General features: G+C 61.0%; 18 protein-coding genes, 1 tRNA gene and 3 pseudogenes. 9 read left to right on the forward strand and 13 right to left on the reverse strand.

What is annotated here, in order from left to right; translation table 11 throughout:
• The 4 genes and pseudogenes from Q7T45_RS01310 to Q7T45_RS01325 all read right to left on the reverse strand — a co-directional run.
• A pseudogene (locus Q7T45_RS01310) lies at nucleotides 1-249 on the reverse strand (flagellar protein); the annotation flags it as partial.
• 259 nt (nucleotides 250-508) lie between these two features.
• Nucleotides 509-1,606, reverse strand: a complete 1,098-nt coding sequence (locus Q7T45_RS01315; RefSeq protein ID WP_304866433.1) for a response regulator — start codon at nucleotides 1,604-1,606, stop codon at nucleotides 509-511.
• A 47-nt stretch (nucleotides 1,607-1,653) separates the two neighbouring features.
• Nucleotides 1,654-2,070, reverse strand: a complete 417-nt coding sequence (locus tag Q7T45_RS01320; protein ID WP_304866435.1) for a response regulator — start codon at nucleotides 2,068-2,070, stop codon at nucleotides 1,654-1,656.
• Nucleotides 2,071-2,262: 192 nt separating this feature from the next.
• Nucleotides 2,263-2,742 (reverse strand): response regulator, encoded by a 480-nt coding sequence (locus tag Q7T45_RS01325; protein ID WP_304866438.1) that lies wholly within the window; start codon nucleotides 2,740-2,742, stop codon nucleotides 2,263-2,265.
• 312 nt (nucleotides 2,743-3,054) lie between these two features.
• On the opposite strand from Q7T45_RS01325, the gene Q7T45_RS01330 reads away from it, so the two are divergent.
• The 4 genes from Q7T45_RS01330 to Q7T45_RS01345 all read left to right on the forward strand — a co-directional run bounded on the left by Q7T45_RS01330 (nucleotide 3,055) and on the right by Q7T45_RS01345 (nucleotide 5,842).
• Nucleotides 3,055-3,702, forward strand: coding sequence for a Crp/Fnr family transcriptional regulator (locus Q7T45_RS01330; RefSeq protein ID WP_304866442.1), 648 nt, complete (start codon nucleotides 3,055-3,057; stop codon nucleotides 3,700-3,702).
• Between the two features lie 197 nt (nucleotides 3,703-3,899).
• Nucleotides 3,900-4,607: a Crp/Fnr family transcriptional regulator gene (locus Q7T45_RS01335; RefSeq protein ID WP_304866485.1), complete on the forward strand. Its 708-nt coding sequence runs from the start codon at nucleotides 3,900-3,902 to the stop codon at nucleotides 4,605-4,607.
• Between the two features lie 325 nt (nucleotides 4,608-4,932).
• Nucleotides 4,933-5,325, forward strand: coding sequence for a response regulator (locus Q7T45_RS01340; protein ID WP_304866445.1), 393 nt, complete (start codon nucleotides 4,933-4,935; stop codon nucleotides 5,323-5,325).
• A 268-nt stretch (nucleotides 5,326-5,593) separates the two neighbouring features.
• Nucleotides 5,594-5,842 (forward strand): hypothetical protein, encoded by a 249-nt coding sequence (locus Q7T45_RS01345; protein ID WP_304866447.1) that lies wholly within the window; start codon nucleotides 5,594-5,596, stop codon nucleotides 5,840-5,842.
• Nucleotides 5,843-6,024: 182 nt separating this feature from the next.
• Here Q7T45_RS01345 and Q7T45_RS01350 read toward each other — a convergent pair whose 3' ends face one another.
• Nucleotides 6,025-6,648 (reverse strand): LuxR C-terminal-related transcriptional regulator, encoded by a 624-nt coding sequence (locus tag Q7T45_RS01350; protein WP_304866449.1) that lies wholly within the window; start codon nucleotides 6,646-6,648, stop codon nucleotides 6,025-6,027.
• 336 nt (nucleotides 6,649-6,984) lie between these two features.
• On the opposite strand from Q7T45_RS01350, the gene Q7T45_RS01355 reads away from it, so the two are divergent.
• Nucleotides 6,985-8,148 carry a hypothetical protein gene (locus Q7T45_RS01355; protein ID WP_304866452.1) on the forward strand — a complete coding sequence of 388 codons (1,164 nt, stop codon included), beginning with the start codon at nucleotides 6,985-6,987 and terminating at the stop codon, nucleotides 8,146-8,148.
• Nucleotides 8,149-8,326: 178 nt separating this feature from the next.
• Here the strand turns inward: Q7T45_RS01355 and Q7T45_RS01360 are convergent, their stop codons facing one another.
• Nucleotides 8,327-8,536 carry a cold-shock protein gene (locus Q7T45_RS01360; protein ID WP_291869870.1) on the reverse strand — a complete coding sequence of 70 codons (210 nt, stop codon included), beginning with the start codon at nucleotides 8,534-8,536 and terminating at the stop codon, nucleotides 8,327-8,329.
• 504 nt (nucleotides 8,537-9,040) lie between these two features.
• On the opposite strand from Q7T45_RS01360, the gene Q7T45_RS01365 reads away from it, so the two are divergent.
• On the forward strand, nucleotides 9,041-10,246 hold the full coding sequence (locus Q7T45_RS01365) for an EAL domain-containing protein (protein WP_304866488.1): 1,206 nt from the start codon (nucleotides 9,041-9,043) through the stop codon (nucleotides 10,244-10,246).
• A gap of 93 nt (nucleotides 10,247-10,339) precedes the next feature.
• Here the strand turns inward: Q7T45_RS01365 and Q7T45_RS01370 are convergent, their stop codons facing one another.
• From Q7T45_RS01370 to Q7T45_RS01380, 3 genes are all read right to left on the reverse strand, one after another.
• On the reverse strand, nucleotides 10,340-10,546 hold the full coding sequence (locus Q7T45_RS01370; RefSeq protein ID WP_304741044.1) for a hypothetical protein: 207 nt from the start codon (nucleotides 10,544-10,546) through the stop codon (nucleotides 10,340-10,342).
• 318 nt (nucleotides 10,547-10,864) lie between these two features.
• The gene (locus tag Q7T45_RS01375; protein ID WP_304866459.1) at nucleotides 10,865-11,122 is read right to left on the reverse strand and encodes a hypothetical protein; all 258 of its coding nucleotides are present in this window, start codon (nucleotides 11,120-11,122) and stop codon (nucleotides 10,865-10,867) included.
• A 113-nt stretch (nucleotides 11,123-11,235) separates the two neighbouring features.
• Nucleotides 11,236-11,535, reverse strand: coding sequence for a hypothetical protein (locus Q7T45_RS01380; RefSeq protein ID WP_304866462.1), 300 nt, complete (start codon nucleotides 11,533-11,535; stop codon nucleotides 11,236-11,238).
• Between Q7T45_RS01380 and Q7T45_RS01385 the strand changes: the two genes are divergently transcribed.
• On the forward strand, nucleotides 11,513-12,097 hold the full coding sequence (locus tag Q7T45_RS01385; RefSeq protein ID WP_304866467.1) for a hypothetical protein: 585 nt from the start codon (nucleotides 11,513-11,515) through the stop codon (nucleotides 12,095-12,097). The two genes, Q7T45_RS01380 and Q7T45_RS01385, sit on opposite strands and share 23 nt — an antisense overlap.
• Here the strand turns inward: Q7T45_RS01385 and Q7T45_RS01390 are convergent.
• A complete protein-coding gene (locus tag Q7T45_RS01390; RefSeq protein WP_304866470.1) occupies nucleotides 12,056-12,616 on the reverse strand; it encodes a hypothetical protein in 561 nt (186 codons plus the stop codon). The two genes, Q7T45_RS01385 and Q7T45_RS01390, sit on opposite strands and share 42 nt — an antisense overlap.
• Nucleotides 12,617-12,865: 249 nt before the next feature.
• On the opposite strand from Q7T45_RS01390, the gene Q7T45_RS01395 reads away from it, so the two are divergent.
• The gene (locus Q7T45_RS01395; protein ID WP_304866474.1) at nucleotides 12,866-13,768 is read left to right on the forward strand and encodes an integrase arm-type DNA-binding domain-containing protein; all 903 of its coding nucleotides are present in this window, start codon (nucleotides 12,866-12,868) and stop codon (nucleotides 13,766-13,768) included.
• A gap of 96 nt (nucleotides 13,769-13,864) precedes the next feature.
• Here Q7T45_RS01395 and Q7T45_RS01400 read toward each other — a convergent pair.
• The 3 genes and pseudogenes from Q7T45_RS01400 to Q7T45_RS01410 all read right to left on the reverse strand — a co-directional run.
• A pseudogene (locus tag Q7T45_RS01400) lies at nucleotides 13,865-16,522 on the reverse strand (BPTD_3080 family restriction endonuclease); the annotation flags it as partial.
• A 306-nt stretch (nucleotides 16,523-16,828) separates the two neighbouring features.
• Nucleotides 16,829-16,918, reverse strand: a tRNA-Ser gene (locus Q7T45_RS01405).
• Nucleotides 16,919-17,236: 318 nt separating this feature from the next.
• Nucleotides 17,237-18,358, reverse strand: a complete 1,122-nt coding sequence (locus tag Q7T45_RS01410) for an ROK family protein (protein WP_304866481.1) — start codon at nucleotides 18,356-18,358, stop codon at nucleotides 17,237-17,239.
• A gap of 366 nt (nucleotides 18,359-18,724) precedes the next feature.
• Between Q7T45_RS01410 and Q7T45_RS01415 the strand changes: the two are divergent.
• A pseudogene (locus Q7T45_RS01415) lies at nucleotides 18,725-18,786 on the forward strand (bL21 family ribosomal protein); the annotation flags it as partial.

An 18,786-nucleotide genomic window follows, 5' to 3' on the forward strand; every position in this document is an offset into this window, starting at 1 on the left:
CGAGGTGATGCCGGTGTTGGCGGCCTGCAGCACCTGCACGCCGTTGCCGATACCGTCCAGCAGGTTGCTGATGTCGCTGGCGCGGCCATCGAGCGACTGGGCGGTGAAGAAGTTGGTGGGGTTGTCGAGCGCGGTATTCACCTTCTTGCCGGTCGAAAGGCGGCTCTGCGTGGTGGCGAGCAGATCGGCGGTCGACTGCAGTGAAAGCAAATTCTGGCGGACGGAGGACGAGAGGACAATGCCGGACATACTGTTTGATCCTTCTGGATGTTACACTTTTACACGACGCCGCTCATTCTTCGGCGACAGGCCACACTGTTCCTCCGCGTGCTACCTGTTCGTTAATTCTCCACTCCGTACAAATACCCAGAAACGCGAATACTCGGCGCCAAGCAAAGTAGTCTGTAGAACGATCATCGCCACGACGACGCGGCAGTAACCGTTGCAGCACAACGACTTCAGCATCGGGAAGATCATTCGGTCGCGTCGACCGGAAGATTACGGGGTATCAGGCTGCAAGTGCGGCGCGAATCATTCTTGCCAATTCGATTTTGCGATACGGCTTGGCGAGCAACAAAACACCGGCTTCGAGGCGCCCCTGTTGAACCAGCACGCTGTCTGCATAGCCGGAGGTGTACAGCACCTTGAGCAGCGGCCTGCGATCGACCGCTGCGATCGCGAGCTGCCGTCCACTCACCGGACCAGGAATCATCACATCGGTGAAGAGAAGATCGATGCTCTCGCCGTCGTCGATCCACGTCATGGCCTCGCGGGCATTGCCGGCCGCCAGCACGCGGTAACCGAGGCTTTGAATCTGGCCCGCAACATATTCGCGCAACAGTGCGTCGTCTTCGACGATCAGCACGGCCTCGTCGCCCCTTTCGCTGTCGGCTTCGTCAGGCGATTGAGCTGCGGCTGTCGCGCGGGGCAGATATATATTGACGGACGTTCCGCGCCCGGCGTCGCTGCGGACTTCGAGATGCCCGCCGGATTGCCTGACGATATCCTCGACCACGCCGAGGTCGGCGAACACCGGCTCCGGATACTCGGCGATGCCATCGTGACCGGAGGCGCTGACCGCGATCAGGACGAAATCTTCCGCCGATATCTCGAGGTCGGCGCGCCCGGCCTCGAATCCGAGATTGCCGCCACACGGCATGGCATCCCGCGCCAGGATCGCGAGATTGAGAATCGCCGCCATGAGCCGAGAGGGATCGGCCAGAACCAGCTGCACGCCGACAACCGGCTTCGAACTGATCGCGATTTGCTCTCCCAGCGTCGGCCGAAGCAGGCGCGCCGCGTCGGCCAGCAGTGCAGCGACATCGACGTCGCTGACCCGCGAGGGCTGGCCGCACGAGAATGCAAGCAGATTCGACGTCAGGCTGGCGCCACGGGCGGCGGCTTCACTGATCAGCGTTGTGATCGCCACGAGGTCCGGCCGGTCGGCAACGGCCTCGGCCAGGATGTCGATGGTGCCTGAGATGACGGTGAGGATATTGTTGAAGTCGTGGACGACGCCGCCAGTCAACTGACCGACGATCTCCATCCGGCTGGCTCGGCCGGCTTGCGCTTCCGCGGCTTCAGCCGGCAGGGATTTCCGAGGCATGTCACTGGATCCCGGAGTCGCCTGCCCTCCGCAACGGGCAGGAGCTGCTATCTCAACTGAACCACGCTCGCGAAACGGGACTGCGCTTCCGCCATGCACTCGTTGATCACGGCCAGCAACGCCGCCGGCGTGAACGGCTTGCGCAGGCAGCGGGTTGCACCGAGTTCGAGCGCCATTCTCAGAAAATCGGGAGCCGGCGAGTCCAGATTGGCAAAAGCGTAACCGGACATCGCGATCAGCGGAACCGTCGGTGCGCGCTCGTGGAATATCCTGATCGACTCGAAGCCGCGCATATGCGGCATGAAGATGTCGACGATCATCAGGTCGAATGGCGTGCCTTCCAGCGCGCGCAACCCTGCTTCGCCGCCATCGGCGATGGTCACCTGAAAGCTGTGGCGCTCGAGATAGATCTCAATGGCCATGCAGACCATTGGATCGTCGTCGACAACGAGAACACGTGGCATGAGAGCCCCCTGAGGCTGGACTTGTATCTTCGATGCTTCGGCAATTTCGGAATCGTGATGCAATCGGGTCTCTCCCCATTATGATTTGGATCGTAAGCGGGCAACGTCGCGAGACGAACGCCGTTTCGATCTCGACTTTTCTATGGAATCCACCAGGCATCACGCCTTGCCGCCGGTCGAAGCCTGACAGCCTCAATCTGCAAGAACATCCTCCCTCGGTTCGTGTGAAGACCTGTCCGACAGCGCGTTGGTGACGGCGGCCAGGGTAGCGACGTACTTTCGATGAGGCTCGGCCTCCGAGAGGCATTCGTCGATCACGCTCAGCAACGTCGTCGGCCTGAAGGGTTTGCGCAGGCAGCGCGTCGCGCCGAGCCTGAGCGCCATCCTCAGGAAATCGGGACTGGCCTGCTCCAGGCCGGAGAAAGCATAACCAGAGATCGCGATCAGCGGCACCGTCGGCGCGTGATCGTGAAACACCCGGATCGATTCGAAGCCCCGCATATTGGGCATGAAGATGTCGACGATCATCAGGTCGAAGGTCGAATTGTCGAGGGCGAGAAGACCGCTGGCGCCACCATCGGCGATCGCGACCTTGAAACCATAGCGCTTCAGCCACGCGCGAATGGCGAGACAAATATGTGGGTCGTCATCCACAACAAGAATGCGTCGCATGCCGGGCTTTCTCCCGCCCCTCTACGCGTTCAACCAACTCCTGTACTGATCGCGCTGTGATTTTCGCCACCGCGAATCAGCGCGCTATTCTCATTTCCGCCTCAATGCAGCTGGCTGTCTGCCCCCTGCCGTGTATAGCAACCCATGCACAACTTTCCGCCTTGCGCAATCGAATGGCCGGGCTCATCTTTGATGCATTGGCAGACAGCAACGGCTCACCCTGACCAATGACCGAACGGGCACTTGCTTTTGCCGTCTGTCCTGCATTCATCCAACCAGCTGTTGCGAGCTCTGCTCCCGGCGGACTTCGAGTTGCTGCGTCCGCATCTCCAGCTCGGCGAGCTGGTAAGGGAAGCTGTCCTTGTTGAAGCCGGCGCACCGCTGACGCATGTCTATCTGCCCCAGAGCGGCGTCATTTCCTTGAGCAACAGCCTGCTGGAAGGACACACGGTGGAGGTGGCGATGGTCGGCCCGGACAGCGTTTTCGGCGCCGCGGCCGGGCTCGCCGATGACGTATCCCTGACCGACGCGGTGGTTCGGCTGCCGGGTACAGCTGCGATTCTGGAGGTTGCGCGCTTTCGCGCGGCTGCCGACCGGAGCAGCACTTTTCGAGCTCTGCTGGCGCGGCATCAACAGGCCCTGTCCGCACAAGCCCAGCAATCCGCCGCATGCAATGCGTCGCATTCGGTCGAAGCGCGCCTTGCGCGCTGGCTGTTGCATGCGCGCGATCGGACCAGCAGCGAGAGCCTGCCACTGACGCAGGAAGTCCTGGCGCAGATGATCGGTGTGCAGCGCAACGCGGTGTCGATCGTCGCCCATGCGCTGCAGGAGGCCGGGATTCTTCGCTACAGCCGCGGTCACCTCGAGATCACCGACACGGAAGGGCTGCGAGAGACGTCCTGCGAATGCTACCAGGCAGTCAAGGCGCAACACGACCGGTTGCTCAGGGCACCCGATTGACGACCCCGCAACGGACCGAGGCTCTCGCTACGCACACGATAACGCTCATGTGAGCGGAACCGATGCCGGGAGGCACGGCCTGCATACCGATTCTCCTCGCCAACCATGCGCCTGCAGCCTATGCTTTAGTTGGATACCGTGCATATGCGTCGGCGACCCTGAGACCGGTGCGCTCCCTCTCAAGGCCGGAGGCTCGTTTGGACTCGGCTACTCGTTCACCCAACGGCTTCTTGTCGGCGCTGGCCGCGGACGATTTCGAACTGGTCCGCCCGTATCTGCGCACCGTCGATCTGACTCAGGAAACCGTGCTGGTCGAGGTCGACGAAGCGCTCAAGCGCGCCTACCTTCCGCATAAGGGCGTGATCTCCCTCGTGGTGAAGCTTGCGAAGGGAGAAAGCGTTCAGATCGCGATGATCGGCCGCGACAGCATCTTCGGCACGTTCTCCGCGCTGGGCGATCCGACCGCCCTGAACAGCGCCGTCGTGCTGGTGCCCGGCATCGCCTCGACGCTTGACATCGATCGTGTGCGGAGCGCCGCCGAGCAAAGCGCGACGTTCCGGGCGACGCTGGTGCGGCATGGACTGGCGGTGTACGCGCAGATCCAGCAGACCGCCGGATGCAACGCCGCGCACACGGTGGAATCCCGGCTGGCGCGATGCCTGCTGCACACGCGCGACCTGTCGGGCAGCAACAACCTGGTCCTGACGCAGGAATCGATGGCGCAGATGATCGGCGCGCGCCGCAACAGCGTATCGCTGGTGGCCAACACGCTGCAGCAGGCCAAATTCATCCACTATAGCCGGGGGCATATCGAGATCACCGACTTCGACGGCCTCAGCAAGACCTCCTGCGAATGCTACGCAACCGTAAAGGCCCATTACGAGAGGCTGATTCATCCGCACTGAGGCCGTGACCGCATCTAGACGGCCTGCCGGAACGAATGGTCCGGCCTGATCCTGCGGGCGTGGTCGCCGGGCCGTTGCGCATGACGATCATGGTAAATCGTGCAGCACGAACCACGCCGTATCCGTACAATTACGGGAATCCCGCAGGGAAGCCTGCAAGCCCTGGAATATTAATTCGGCCGGAATTAACGGGCTGTTCAATGACCGCTGGTAGTTGTCACGGTGCTGACGGGCGTGAATTCGAGAAAAGCATCGAATATTTTCTTTCGCATGCTGCGGATATCCCACTTGTGCCGGCAATTTGCGAACCGTGCGGAGTAACTACATGGCCTTTGATTTATCGATGCCGATCCTGGTGGTCGATGACTACAACACCATGATCCGGATCATCCGCAACCTTCTGAAGCAGCTTGGCTTCGAGAACGTGGATGACGCCAGCGACGGATCGGCAGCGCTCGCCAAGATGCAGGGCAAGAAATACGGCCTGGTGATTTCCGACTGGAACATGGAGCCGATGACCGGCTATGACCTGCTCAGGGAAGTGCGCGCCAGCCCGGAGCTTTCGCAAACGCCCTTCATCATGATCACCGCGGAGTCGAAGACCGAAAACGTCATCGCCGCGAAAAAGGCCGGCGTCAGCAACTACATCGTCAAGCCGTTCAATGCCGCCACGCTGAAGACCAAGATGGAAGCGGTATTTCCGGGATCGGCCGGGTAACATACCGCGACCGACCCAACCGGCCGGTTTCCAGGCCGAAGACCGGCCGCGATCACTTGCGGCCGACGCGATCGCAACCCGCGCACCGGTGACGAATTCGTCCCCTCCCCGCCACTTTGCCGGCCTTGCTTCGCCCTGCGCGCAGACATCGCAAAGGCGCATCTCCGCCGCCGCGGCCCCGGCGTAACGCGGCCGTACTACTACGGCGTAGGATTTTCACACACAGATAAGAATAAGCGGCGATATTGCGTGAGCAGAGGAGAGCTTCATGTTCACGTTTGAAACGACCGACCAGAAAGAAGTCCGGCGTTTTCGCATTGCGCAGTTCAACGGCAGAACCGCGACGATCCGAACCGGCGGCTCGACGGTCACCGGTCACGTGCGCTCGGTGCTGGAAAGCAAGTCGAGCGTTCCGACGCAGTGGACCATCACGATCGTCCCGACCGAACCCAAGATCAAGGCCGAGGTCTTGCGGCCGACGCCTCGCGTTCACGCCTTCGTGGAAGACTTTTATTGAGCGGCGGGATGCCCGGGGTTCGAGGCCCAAGCCTTCGGTAACCGAGCATCGTTGTCCCGAGGCCTTGCCGGCCAAGGTATTGCCAGCCTCACAACTTTATCGAAAAATCAGAAACTGAAGCCGCCAGGCGCATGATCGCGGCCGGGCGATGACGCACCGCCGGCGCGCCGCGCGATCCGGTGCTACACACCACTCGGATGCAGCAGCGCAGTGCGGACAAGATCCGCCGTGTTTCGCGCGCCGAGCTTTCGCATCGCCTCGGCGCGATGGCTTTCGAACGTCCTCGGGCTGATGCGCATTCGCAAGGCGCCCTCCTTGTTGGAGCAGCCCTCACTGATGAAGTTCAGAACCTCGCGCTCCCGCTTCGTCAGCGGCTTCTGACCGGGCTCCGATGCGAACATGACGCCCGGCGCGCGATCCTTGGTTCGGCTGGTACGCACTTCCCAGCCAGTCGCGCGGCCTGGCACGACGACGGCTTCCTCTTGCGTGCCGGCAATCTGCTTCATCATGGCGCAGACGCGCTCGGTTTGCTGAAGCGCATTCTCCACCACTTGCTGCAGGTAAGCCCGATTGCCATCGGTTTGCGTGAGCTGGTGGCTGTGTTGCTTGATTTCGCCCATATAGAGCAACAGCGCGGTCAATGGCCCGTTGAGCTGGCGCGCGATCGCCGCTCCCGCTTCATCCATCGCCTTTGTTCGCGCCGCGGACAGCCGGACAATTTCAGCATCGTCGCCGCCGATCGGCGCACTGCCTTCCGTCCACTTCGAAAAGGGCGAATCAGTGATTCGGTTTTCCTGCTGTGACATGCAATTTGTTTAACAACCCTCCGCTGTTTGAGGGTTAATTTTGTACCTAGTAAGACTACGGTGAATTTATCGGAGCCCGTAGTCGCCCGCGGCAGCGATTCAGCGCCAAATCGTGCGTATTCCGCCGGAAACGCACGAGCCACGTTAAAATCTCAGTAGTTATACTGAGAGAAAAAGCATCGAGGGCGCGGGCGCGAAGCCCGTAGTTTCACGGGTATCTGCTTTGCGTCTTAATCTGACGCCAACTGTTTTCGTGGTTCCATGCCACGACGTTTACGCCTGCACGCGTCAGGCCCATCGTCGAGACAGAATTGATCACGCGCGAACCGGATCGCAATGGCACTGGTCGACCAGATCCAGGAGTTCCTCCAACGGCTGACGCCGTTGACGCGCGGCAGCCTGTTGACCGAACTTGAGCGGCTGGAAGTTTGCGGCGCCGAGATTCCGGGCGCTGCGCCTGTCCTGGAGAAGTTGCGCGCCGAGTTCCGTGCCGATGGATCGAATGCGAGTCGCGTCAGCCATCCTTCGCGACTTTTTTTCGCTCCGCTGGAGCCGCTGCTGATTGACGCCGATCCGGACCATGCCAATTCAGGGCGAATATCGCGCGGCTCGCTGTCTCCCATTTGGGAATGGATCAGCCGGGATCTGCTGCCGACGATGGCGCGCGACTATGCCGGCGCGGTAAACAAGCTGATCGCCTCCGACAATCAAAAGGAGGTCCAGCGGGTTGTCGACACGTTCCAGACCAAGGTGGTCAAGTCCCTGGAGAATACGCTGGGCTCGCCGGATGCCACCCGTCAGGCCCAGGCCAAGCTCGCGACCTATACGACTGCGCGATCGGTCTCTCACGACCTGAACAAGATCCTTTGCGCGATGCGAGCACGCGTCGCGCTGGCCAAGTTCAACGACGCCCTTCCGGTCAAGATCGCAGAGTTCAGCGACACACTCGTCGCCAAAGTCGAATCCCAGCTGAAACTGTTCGAAAAGAAGCACGCCGATGCGCTGCCCTTTGCGCTGGCACTGGTGGCACGGCGACTGAAGACGCCATGGCAGTTGATCCGCCTTGCCAGCAAGGCCGCGCCGAGCAAGAACGCCGCCGACATCGCCGCCACGCCCTATGCGATCACGGTCTCGATGGTACTGGATCGCCTGGACATCAGGCGAACGGCGCTGCGCGTTGCCCTGAAAAACAACCGGGTGCTGGTTGCGAAGGAAATCCTGACCGAGATCTACGGCACCGAATACGCCCTGCGGGTCCGCATCGATCAGCTTGACGAATCCGAATGGGGACAGCGGCTGGAGAATCTCATCAGCGCGACCGCGACGCTCGTCGAGGCGGAAGTGAGCCGGTTTCCCGACAATGTCGGCCACGTGCTGGGATCGCGCAGCCTGCGCGGCCATCTATCCCTCTCCGGCCGCCTGACCTATCTGGCCTGGAAGGGGCGCGATGCGCTGGCCGGCGGAGCGGCCTTTTGCAGGAAACTCGTCAGCGCAGGCTGAGGAACCGGCGCCGGCCCGCGATCGCGATGCCGGCTGAGCGCGTCACTTGGTCGCCGGTGGACGGGCACGAAAAAGCCCGCCGGCTTGGCCGGCGGGCTTTGATTTTCATGTCGCTGATAGCGCCAACTGACCCCTGTGATTCCGGTACATCCGCGGAAATCGGCGGGATCGATTTGCGTTACATGGCGCGGAGGTTTTCCGCGCTGGTCTTGCCGCGCATGCTGTCGACCTTCGCTTCGTACGAAAGCTTCTGGCCTTCGTTGAGCGAGCCCATGCCGGCGCGCTCGACGGCGCTGATGTGCACGAACACGTCGTTGCCGCCATCGTCAGGCTGAATGAAGCCGAAGCCCTTGGTCGCGTTGAACCACTTAACTGTTCCGGTAGACATTTGAGTTTCTCCAAGATGCGCTAATGCGCGAGTTGCCCGCACGACCTTCGCGCGAGCGTAAATCCGATTTCAGCGATGTCTTGGGGAGTGGAGCCGGTTCGGCGCGTTCAACAAGGCAGATCGATTGTTCGAATGGCAGGCGTTTACACGGCTCTGGCCGAAATAGCAAGCGAATCCCGCCAACATGACAAAACCCTAACGAAAGCAACGGCCGCGATCCGCCGAGCCGGCGGATCCGCGGCTCGGCTGCGCCAAGTCAGAGCCAAGTCAGAGCCAAGTCAAAGGCTCCCGGTCCTGCTTTATGGGGGAGCGACACCACTCCGGTTTCCACACGTAACGCCTGCAGTTTCTCTTGCGGGTTTTGCTGCAAATTTTACGCGCATTGCGCCTTTTAACGTTACGCGAATAATTTCAATTCTGCGCGCAGGATCACCATATTTGAAACCATGCGCGCCGCTAACAAGCCTTGCACTTCAGGCGGGGGACTTGGCGATGACGGACTCGATGCGCGGTGGCAATCTCGCGCAGACAAATACTGTTTTCGGACGCCGCAAGGTAGCGCCACGCGTATGCGTCGCGGACGGCAAGAAGCATCTTCGAGCGTTCCTCACCGACATCCTTGAAGATTTCGGCTTCGTCACCAGCGAATGCGCGAAGGCCGACGATCTGGAAGAGATCCTCACGGCCCATCTTCCGGATCTCGTCGTCATCAGCGTGTCGGTCGACGGAATCGAGGCCGGCAAAATTCTCGAGATCCTCGTGCACCGCGAGTTCGGCGGCAAGGTGCTCGCCATCGGCGCGCGCGAGTCGATCATCGTCAGGGCCGTGCGGCAAGTTGGCGAGGAATACGGCCTCGCGATGCTGCCGCCGCTCGCCACGCCGTTTGCCGCCGGGGCGTTGCGCGAACGCGTTGGCAAGCTTCTCCCCGAAGACCCGGTACCCCGCCCGGCGGTTCACGTCGCGGAGGCACTGCACGCCGGCTGGCTCGAATTATGGTATCAACCGAAGATCGATGCCCGCACGCTGGTGCGCTGCCGCGCCGAAGCGCTGGTACGCATGCGGCATCCAACGTGGGGCGTGGTCCCGCCAGCCTATTTTGTCCCGGAGGGCGACGATCCCTGTTTCCGGCGCCTGTCGGAATTCGTGATCGACCGCGCCATCGAGGATTGGCACTACCTGCTGCGAAAGCAAACTCCGACAGACGTCTCGATCAACCTGCCGGCCTCCTTTCTCAGGAATCACCAGGCGGTGCGCGATCTCTGCCAGCGGGTACCGGCGCATCCGGCATTCGGCGGCCTGCTCATCGAAGTCAAGAGCGCCGAGGTGATCGACAACCTGAACGTGCTGGTCGATGTCGCCAGGGAAGTTCGGCTGCGCAACATCGCGGTTTCGATCGACGATGTTGGAACCGAATGGCCGGCGCTGATGGGACTCGAAACATTCCCCTTCGCCGAACTCAAGGTCGATCGACAATTCGCCACGGGCTGCGCCAACGACCGGTTGAAGCAGACGGTGTGCCGCAGCATCATCGAACTCGCCAGGGGCTATGGCGTGCGGGTCGTCGCCGAGGGAATCGAGACCCGGGCCGATTTTGTTGCCGCGAATGAAATGGGTTTCGACCTGGTCCAGGGCTACCTGTTCGGCAAGCCCACAGCGCTCAAGAAATTCGCCCGCTCCGCGCTGATCCATCCGGTGCTGGCGCCGAAGTGACACGGATCGGCGCCGCGATCTGTCGCGGTCGAACCCGGCCTTCGTCAGATCGACGTCACTGACTGCCCAGATCAGCCGAGCCGGCTGATCGGATCAGCCGAGCCGGCTGATCTGTTCCTCGGTCACCACGCGCTCGACGTTCTCGGTCTTGCTCTTGATGCGGTAGCGCGGGCGGCCGTCGGCCTCGATCGGCAGGCAGGTGACGATGGTATAGATGCTGCGCTGCTTCACCACGGCGCGGCCCTGCGGCCCCTGCAACTGGTGGTGGACATCGTCGTTGATTGCGTAATTGTGGGCCATCGCCTGATTTTTCCGGTGAGAACGGGCTTTTAGGCGCAATGCGTCAAAAAAGCAACAAACTTCGTTGCTCGGCGCGACCGCCGGGACAGCATGGAACCGGCTGATTATCCTGATGATTCCGGAAAATAGCCGCGCGGAATAGCTGAATTGCGGCGTTAACCACGTAGCGTCTCCGCCGCCCCTGCCCGCCCGATCGATTTTCCATTGCCTATGGCTGGCTTCCAGAACCGTGCAGGCGCAGCTCACCGGTTCGGCTGGTTCAACCTTGAGAACTCGCCCGCTTCCTGGCCCGGGCGAGTTCCCTTGCGCGTCATCCGATCAGTAGATCGCGCAGACATTGATCAAACCGTACGGCGTCAGCCTCCAGCAACTGCCGTGACGGTAGCCGTGATGATGGCCATGGCCATGGCCATGGCCGTGGGCGTGATGGCCGTGCCCATGTCCGTGGCCATGACCATGTCCGTGGCCGCCGTGGCCGTGGCCACCAGCCATAGCCGCGCTATTGATGGACAGCGAGGCCGTGCTCAGCGCGAGAACAGCAATCGCCGACACGATGAGCTTCCTGGTCCTTGTCATGGTCTTCTCCCGGTTTGCGCAGCGCGAGGATCGCCCTGCTGCGATCGAAAGCTAGACCCGCGCGATGTCGTGCGATGTGATCGCTATCACGCAAGCCGCCGAGCGCGGCGGCATCATGAATGTTCGTTGTTGTCGCCTACAGCATGACTGCCGGGATGAAAGCGCTGGCGTGTCGCGGAGCGCATATGGTGATGAGTTCCGGCATGGAATGAAACGAAGGAAAGCTTGCCATTCCCTGCGACGGCTATCAGCGCCGCACTCTGGCATTTTTGATATTCGTCGAGTATGGTTTCATCACACTTGCCGGTACACTTGGCGGTAGCGCGGATGTCCATTTTATCACGCAGATCAGGCGTTGCGTTGGTCTCGACGTTGGTCTCGACATTGGTCTTGGCGACGCTCTGCCTGGTCACGCGAACCGCTCACGCGCAAGCCGCTCCTGTCGCATACTGGATCCCAAGCTGGCCGATCGGCTTCGGCGGCGATCCGACCGGCGGCGCGGGTTCAAACACCTACGCCAACTTTCCGGGCTTTGACCGCAGTGCCGCCCGAGGCGGCGGCTTTTCCCATATGCGCTACCATTTTCCGAACGGCTGGTTCGTCGGCACCGAAGGCGGCGCCATGGGCTTGAGCATGAACGGCATCAACCAGAATGGCGCGTTCGGCAATGCCCGCTTGCTGTCTTACGAAGGCGTGCAGTTCGGTTATAACTTCCAAACCGTCGGCAATCTGCCCGTCACGGTCTATGCCGGTTTCAACACCTTGAAATATAACCCCGGGATCGGCAGTCCTTTTGCATCCTTCGACGCCACGTCCACAACACTGCCCGGCTATACCGCACATGCGGGCATCGAATTCCAGCCGGCATCGAATCTCAGCCTGTCACTTGGGGTCGGCTACACCCAACAGCCGGGGCGCATCAATTCACTCGCGCTACCCGGCGCTTCTCCGTTTGGCTTCGGCGGTGACCGCTAATACGCGCGGGCGCTGCCCACGCCGCGGGACCATGCGCCCTTGCTCGGCGATCATGCGGCAGATAGCGGCGCTGCCGTAGTCGGCGAGCAATAGCGACCCGCGGGCGATACAAAATTGTTCGTTGCGCAGGTCAACGGCGAGGCCGGGATGACGCGATTTTTCGCGCATGATCGGATGTCCGCGCGTGTCCGCGGCGAGCGACGCTTCTCCTCTTTCCTGGACGTTGATCAGGTACCCGAGCGTGCAATAGGTTCGCACGAGATCGTAATTTCCGGCCTGGCTCGCGAGCAAGTACTCGTACCTGTTCGCTACGATGCCCGCGAAAAGATTCGACAGCACCAATCGTCCGGTGCTGCCGCCGTTCTCTCTCCAGACAGCGGATTGTTGCGCGTATTGTCCCCGAAAGAGAATTTGCCACCCGCGTTTGCAGACGAACCAGATCTTGAAGCGGGCAAACTTTATTGCGAAGGGTCCTGCCAGGATCACGACGCGCGTGGTCCCCGTCAAAATCAACTTCACGTGCTCCTCCCATACTTTACTCGGCGGAAGATTCTGCTCGTGGCGTGAGATCTATTGCTCGCCTATCGGAAATTGTTGGCTAAATATCAAATAGTTATACGAATTTATTGGCGGAGAGGGAGGCCTTACACTTAGCGTCCGGCTAAGTTCAACGAAGTCCGATTAGATCATGCAGGTCAATGACTAAGACGGTATTCAACGTCCAACCACGTCCAGTGAAAATCCAGCAAATCCAAAACTTTTTGTGGTATGGCCCGCCATCCCCAAAAAGCCCTGACCTCGGTTCGGGTCAATAGCCTGACTGTGCCCGGCCGATATGGTGACGGCAACGGACTATACCTTGTCGTTGACCCATCAGGCGCGAAACGTTGGATATTGCGAACGGTTATCCAGGGGAAGCGTCATGACATGGGCCTGGGTGGGCTGCGCTTAGTATCTTTGGCCGAAGCCAGATTGAAGGCTCAGGAATATCGCAGACTGGCGCGAGAAGGTGGTAATCCTTTCGAGGCGAAGCGCAAGGCCAGAGCAGTAGTTCCGAATTTTTCTGAAGCTGCGCGAAGCACCATAGACCAGCATCGTGCGGGCTGGAAAAACGAGAAGCATGCCTCAGCTTGGATCAACACCCTAACCACCTACGTTTTCCCGGTGATGGGTGAAAAGCGCGTGGATCAGGTCGAGACCTCAGACGTCCTCCGAGCCCTATCGCCAATATGGCTTTCTAAACCCCAAACTGCGCGACGCATCCGTCGACGCATTGCGACCGTTCTGGATTGGGCTAAGGCGGCCGGCTATCGCACCGGCGACAACCCCGTAGAAGGGGTCGGCAAGGGTCTTCCCCGCCAGAACGAGAAACGCGGGCATTTCGCCGCCATCCCGTATGTCGAAGTTCCCGAATTCGTTCGCAATCTCTCCGACGTCCCTACCGGTGTGTTAGCTCGACTGGCGTTTGAATTCTTGATCCTCACTGCTGCGAGGACCAACGAAGTGCTGAAGGCAGAATGGACCGAGGTCGACTTTGACAAAGCTGTCTGGACTATTCCTGCGGACCGGATGAAGGCGGGACGGGAGCACCGAGTGCCCTTGGCACCACGCGCTTTGACGTTGCTTCGCGAAGCGCATCAGACCGGGGATGTTGGCAGAACTCAACGGTAGAGAACCTTACAAAACGAAGTATCCACGCAGCGGCCCTAAATTAAGAGCGGGAGTCGGCGAGGACCGGGTTCAAGAGATTTATGCCTGGATTAAACCGATGAGCGCAAGTTGCTCCTCCCAACTACTGTCGAGTACGACATGGCTGATGTGGCACTTTGGCGGCTGCGCGCCCGTCTTCCATACCGGCTTCGAGGTGATGAAGTTGACGAAGCGCGTCGAGCCTTTTGAGTTGTAGGGATCGAGCACCGCCAGCAGCCGTCCCTCACTGCCGCGCGTCAGCGCAATGTCGATCTTTTCCGCCGCGCGGGCGAGCTGGTCCTGATACAGGATCGCGCCGACCGGCACGCCCCGCGTGACCAGATAGCCTTCGTCGAGCCATCGGCGCGCCAGCCGCTGGATCTGCGGAAACAGATGCTGCTTGGGAAAGCCCTCGTCATCGCGGAATTGCGTGTAGAGCAGATGCTTGGCGAGGTTGAAGCTGATCTCCGAATGACGCAGCCGCTCCAGCACCTGCGGCGTGATGGTGACGCCGGCGCCGACGATGCCTTCCATCACCACCGAGGTCGGGCCGATATCGGCAGGGGTGATCTCCAGCCGGCTGTCCGCGGTGAATTGAGCTTCCAGTTTCTCGGACGGCAGATCGCGGCGATAGCCGCTGACGCGAGGAAAGCGGATCTCGAACTCCGCTCTCTCCTTGATCGCATGGACGCGCGTGACCGGCTTCGGCGCGGTCGGCGTCGCCTTCTGCGGGGACGAGGCGAAATCGAAGGGGATGCCCATGATGTCGGCATATTCGACGTCGAACAAGCTGGTCTTCGGGTTGAGCTCGTAGGACTGGCGGCGCAGGCCGCGCCCGACCACCTGTTCGCACAACAGCTGGGTGCCGAACGCCCTGATACCGAGGATGTGGGTCACTGTATTGGTGTCCCAGCCTTCGGTGAGCATCGACACCGACACGACGCAGCGGATCTGTTCGCCAAGCCGGCCGACCCGACCGACGGTATTCATCACCTCGCGCAACAGCTCGCTCTCGCTGGTTTCGCCCTGCGCGCCGCCGGCGCCTTCGCGGACCGCACGTTCGCGCATAAACTGCTCTATCTCGGGGCCAGCGGCGTCGCGAAAACCCTTGTCCAGGGCGTCGCCGGATTCGATCTGGCGCGAGTCGATCAGCAGCGTCCGCGGGCGGGGAAGGCGTCCGCCCTGGTCGTCGTAGTTTCGAAACCGTTCGAGATGCCCGGCGTGGAAGGCGGCGCGTTCGCCCTCCTCCGCGTCGCCGCGCTCGAAGCCGGCGATCCACTCGAACACCAGTTTCGAAATCGCGGTGTTCTGGCACACCACGATGAACACCGGCGGCACGGCGATGCCGGCGCGCTCCCAGCGCTCGAACTCGCCCTCGTAATGGCTGTAGAGCGCGCTTAGCGCCGTGCGCAGCATGTTGGGAAGATCGAACGGGCTTAGCTTGTTGGCGCCCGCCGCGGTCTTTGGCAGGTCCTTGCCGATGTGCTGCCACAGATGGCGATAGACCACCGAATCGGTCTGCACGAGATTGTCGGTGACGGGAACGCGGGGCAGTTTGACGATGCCACTCTCGATCGCGTCCATCAAGCTGAAATCGGACACCACCCAGGGGAACAGGGTGCCTTCATCATAGCCCGAGCCGCGCAGGAAGAAGGGGGTGGCTGAGAGGTCATAGACCGCGCGCACGCCCTTCGACAGTTTGCGACCCAACGCCTCGATGCCGTTGATCCAGAGTCGAGCGGCCTCCTCGTTCTCAGCTGCCTCCTTCTTGTCTTCCCCTGTCAGCGGACCCTCAACGTCGCCGCCGATCCTGTGCCGATAGCAATGATGCGCCTCGTCGTTCATCACATTGACGCGGTCGTAGTTCAGCAGCTTGCCGCAGGCACGGGCCAGCATCTCCGCATCTGTCTCGGTCGTCTTGATCGGCTCGGGCGCATTGCCCTGCAAGAAGCTGCGCGCGACCTTGGGCAGGGACAGAGTCTCGCGGTGCTGAAACGAATGGTAATTGGTGATCACGATCTCGGCGCGACGGACCTCCGGCAGCATTTCCGGCGGCACGATCTCGCGGGTCTCGTAGTAATTGTCCGGCTCGCTCGGCAGCAGCACGCGAAGACGGTCGCGGATGGTGATGCCGGGGGTGACGATCAGGAAGGCGCGAGAAAAATCCTTCGAATCCTTGCGGGCCGCGTTGACCGCCTGCCAGGCGATCAGCATGGCCATCACGGTGGTCTTGCCGCTGCCGGTCGCCATCTTCATGGCCACTCGGAACAGTTCGGGGTTGGCCTCTGCGTTGGCTTTGCCGATCTGATCCAGCAGCCCCTTCGTCGCCGCGCGTTTTGGTGCGACCTCGGTCAGCCAGATGATGGTTTCGACCGCTTCGATCTGGCAGAAGAACGGCTTCGGCCCGACGAAATCATGGTGCCGCCAATGTTCGAGCAGTCGCTGCGTCGTGACGGTCACGCCCCAGTCGGCCGGATTGCGCAAGCCGCGCCAGCTATCGAGATGGCCGCGAATTTCGTTGATCAGCGCATGGTCGGTATAGGTCTCCAGTTCGAGCGACGCCTGGGCCGCCGCCGCTTTCTTCCTTGAGGCCGGAACAGGAACGAGCAAGCGGGACGGCCGACGACCGCGCCGCGGCTCGCCTTCGAGCGGCTGGCCGTTCTCGTCGAGAGGATGGTGCAGTTCCGGCGCCCGATATGGCGAGTTCAGAATCGGCCGATCGTAAAAGCTGCTCAATGTTCGAATCCGCCCGCCATATGGCGCTGTCCACGTGGCGGGACGGCCAGTATTGGCAGTACTCTACGTTAGAGCTTCCAAATGAGCTATCGCTTGAAAAAGAAATGGCCCTGTAGATTGGTCTAGTTGCCAGATTTCCATGAGACACGTTGCACAACCTGCGGCTGAGCAACTTCGATTCTCCAGGACCTTCTAACTATTCACCGGACACACTTATTCAATCAACCTATAATGTGGGGTGGAATGTGGTATAGAATTCCTCATCTATAGGATTAGATAATAAAATCAATATCTTGAAAAGACGTCTGGCGGAGAGGGAGGGATTCGAACCCCCGATAGGCTTGCACCTATGCCGCATTTCGAGTGCGGTGCATTCGACCACTCTGCCACCTCTCCAGGCGCCATTGCGGGTGGTTTGATCCGCCCGCGGTCGGGCCGAGTTCTAGGCGAGGTTGGCGGGGCAGACAAGGCGCTGCGGGCGTGAATTTACCCGGTCCGGGAGCCAAACCTGCTGAAAGCAAGAGTGGGGCCGCCAGACGCGACAAAACCCTGGCGGCCCCGTGTCGCCTCATTGAAATTCTGGCCGGAAGTGCGGCTTCGCTGGCCAGTCTGAGCGACGGTCTGACCGTAGCGGGCCGCCGGAAATCGGCAACGCGATCTGTGTTTTAACCTAACCAGTCAAGGTTACCGGCCCACCGACTCAATTCCTGAGCCTCAATCCTTGCTCTTCTTTTCCTTCTTGTCGTCCTTCTTGTCTTCCTTGGCCTTCTTGCCGTTCTTTTCCTTGGCACGGTTGGTGAAGCGCGCATTGCCGAGGCCGGTGCCGATAGTCAGCACGCCCCAGCACTCGACATCCTGCATGAACGGAACCTCGGAAAGCCCCTGCGCCACGCCGTCATTATGCATCAGCACCGCGGTGTCGTGATCGCCGATCTGCGGGATGCCCTCGACCAGGCTGGCCGGCAGGTTGAACTTGCTGCTTTCCCAGTTGCCCGGCAGGTTTTGCGCGCCCTTCTCGATCGAGCCGTCCTCGTTGATGACGCCTGGACAGGAGATCCCGATGAAGGGCGCCAGCTTCAGCCCTTCGGTCTCGGCCGCGGTGATCAGGCCCTTCAGCATCTTGACCAGCCGCTTCACCGCCCCTTCACGGGTCGGCTCGTCGTCGGCATGGCGCCAGAGTTCGGACTTGAACACCCCCGCCCTGGACAGATCCTTCGCCTTTTTCCAGCGGGTTTCGACCACTCCACAGCGGATATTGGTGCCGCCGATATCGACCGCGAGAATGCTGTCATGGGCCTCGAAGATCCAGGACGGCGCCAGATGCAGGCAGCCGATCAGGCCGGCCTCATCCGGGTCAAAGCGGATCGGCACCAAATCCACCTTGAAATCCTCGGCCTTGAGCAGGACGTCCGTGCGCGCGATCGCGAGTTCGCCAACCCGGCTCTGCCGGAAGCCGCCACCGACCACGATGCGTTCGGTATCGGCCCAGGCCTTGGTCTTGAGAAACCGCCCCGTCACATAGGCCAGTTCCTGGGCAAATTCCTCGATCGCGCCGTGTACCAGGGCTGCGGCATGAATATCGTCGCCGACCAACGCCTCGTCGAGTTCGGTCTTGCCGATGTCGTGGGAATCTTTCTTGCCGAGCGGATCGTCAACCTCGTCTTTCAGCTTGCGCAGGCCGTCCAGAATCCGGCGGAACGCGCCCTTGCTGGCGCGATCGCCGAGAAAGCCGGCATCGTCCTTGAGCTCGATATTGAAACTGTCGACGTCGACCGACGGCAGCCGGGTGGCGCCGTGGCGGGCGATGCCCGTGGTGGTTACGATATCTTCAGCCATTTTGCCCCTGCTCTGCCCGGAATGGCAGGTCAACGGCCCGGGAACCCATTGGTTTCATAGGGGCGAGTAGCGAATGGCGCGTAGCGAATGGCCCCCTTTTTTCGCTACTCGCCACGCGCCATTCGCCATTTTTGGCCCAAATCCCGCATATTTGGCCGGTTTTTGGGCCAGTTTGCCTTGACTCACGGGCGTCACCGGCTATAAGTCCCGCCAATCCGGCGCGAGGTTTTCTCGCGCTGTTTGTTTTTGCGCGAATTCAAGGGATCGCTCCCAAGAGAACCGCGCGGAAATTGAACCCATAACGACTGAAGAAAAAGCCGGCCCGGACTTGTCCGAGGCCGGGATCGAACACGAAGGAATTAAACGATGTTCGCAGTCATCAAAACCGGCGGCCGGCAATACCGCGTCGTTCCGGATGATGTGCTCGA

The sequence above is a fragment of the Bradyrhizobium sp. genome, assembly GCF_030646015.1.
Classification (GTDB): Bacteria; Pseudomonadota; Alphaproteobacteria; order Rhizobiales; family Xanthobacteraceae; genus Bradyrhizobium.

Excerpts from the sequence above, each read along its gene's own strand:
- Q7T45_RS01315 (WP_304866433.1), bottom strand. The coding sequence starts at position 1,606 with ATGCCTCGGAAATCCCTGCCGGCTGAAGCCGCGGAAGCGCAAGCCGGC.
- Q7T45_RS01320 (WP_304866435.1), bottom strand. The coding sequence starts at position 2,070 with ATGCCACGTGTTCTCGTTGTCGACGACGATCCAATGGTCTGCATGGCC.
- Q7T45_RS01325 (WP_304866438.1), bottom strand. The coding sequence starts at position 2,742 with ATGCGACGCATTCTTGTTGTGGATGACGACCCACATATTTGTCTCGCC.
- Q7T45_RS01340 (WP_304866445.1), top strand. The coding sequence starts at position 4,933 with ATGGCCTTTGATTTATCGATGCCGATCCTGGTGGTCGATGACTACAAC.
- Q7T45_RS01345 (WP_304866447.1), top strand. The coding sequence starts at position 5,594 with ATGTTCACGTTTGAAACGACCGACCAGAAAGAAGTCCGGCGTTTTCGC.
- Q7T45_RS01350 (WP_304866449.1), bottom strand. The coding sequence starts at position 6,648 with ATGTCACAGCAGGAAAACCGAATCACTGATTCGCCCTTTTCGAAGTGG.
- Q7T45_RS01355 (WP_304866452.1), top strand. The coding sequence starts at position 6,985 with ATGGCACTGGTCGACCAGATCCAGGAGTTCCTCCAACGGCTGACGCCG.
- Q7T45_RS01360 (WP_291869870.1), bottom strand. The coding sequence starts at position 8,536 with ATGTCTACCGGAACAGTTAAGTGGTTCAACGCGACCAAGGGCTTCGGC.
- Q7T45_RS01365 (WP_304866488.1), top strand. The coding sequence starts at position 9,041 with ATGCGCGGTGGCAATCTCGCGCAGACAAATACTGTTTTCGGACGCCGC.
- Q7T45_RS01370 (WP_304741044.1), bottom strand. The coding sequence starts at position 10,546 with ATGGCCCACAATTACGCAATCAACGACGATGTCCACCACCAGTTGCAG.
- Q7T45_RS01375 (WP_304866459.1), bottom strand. The coding sequence starts at position 11,122 with ATGACAAGGACCAGGAAGCTCATCGTGTCGGCGATTGCTGTTCTCGCG.
- Q7T45_RS01395 (WP_304866474.1), top strand. The coding sequence starts at position 12,866 with ATGGCCCGCCATCCCCAAAAAGCCCTGACCTCGGTTCGGGTCAATAGC.
- Q7T45_RS01410 (WP_304866481.1), bottom strand. The coding sequence starts at position 18,358 with ATGGCTGAAGATATCGTAACCACCACGGGCATCGCCCGCCACGGCGCC.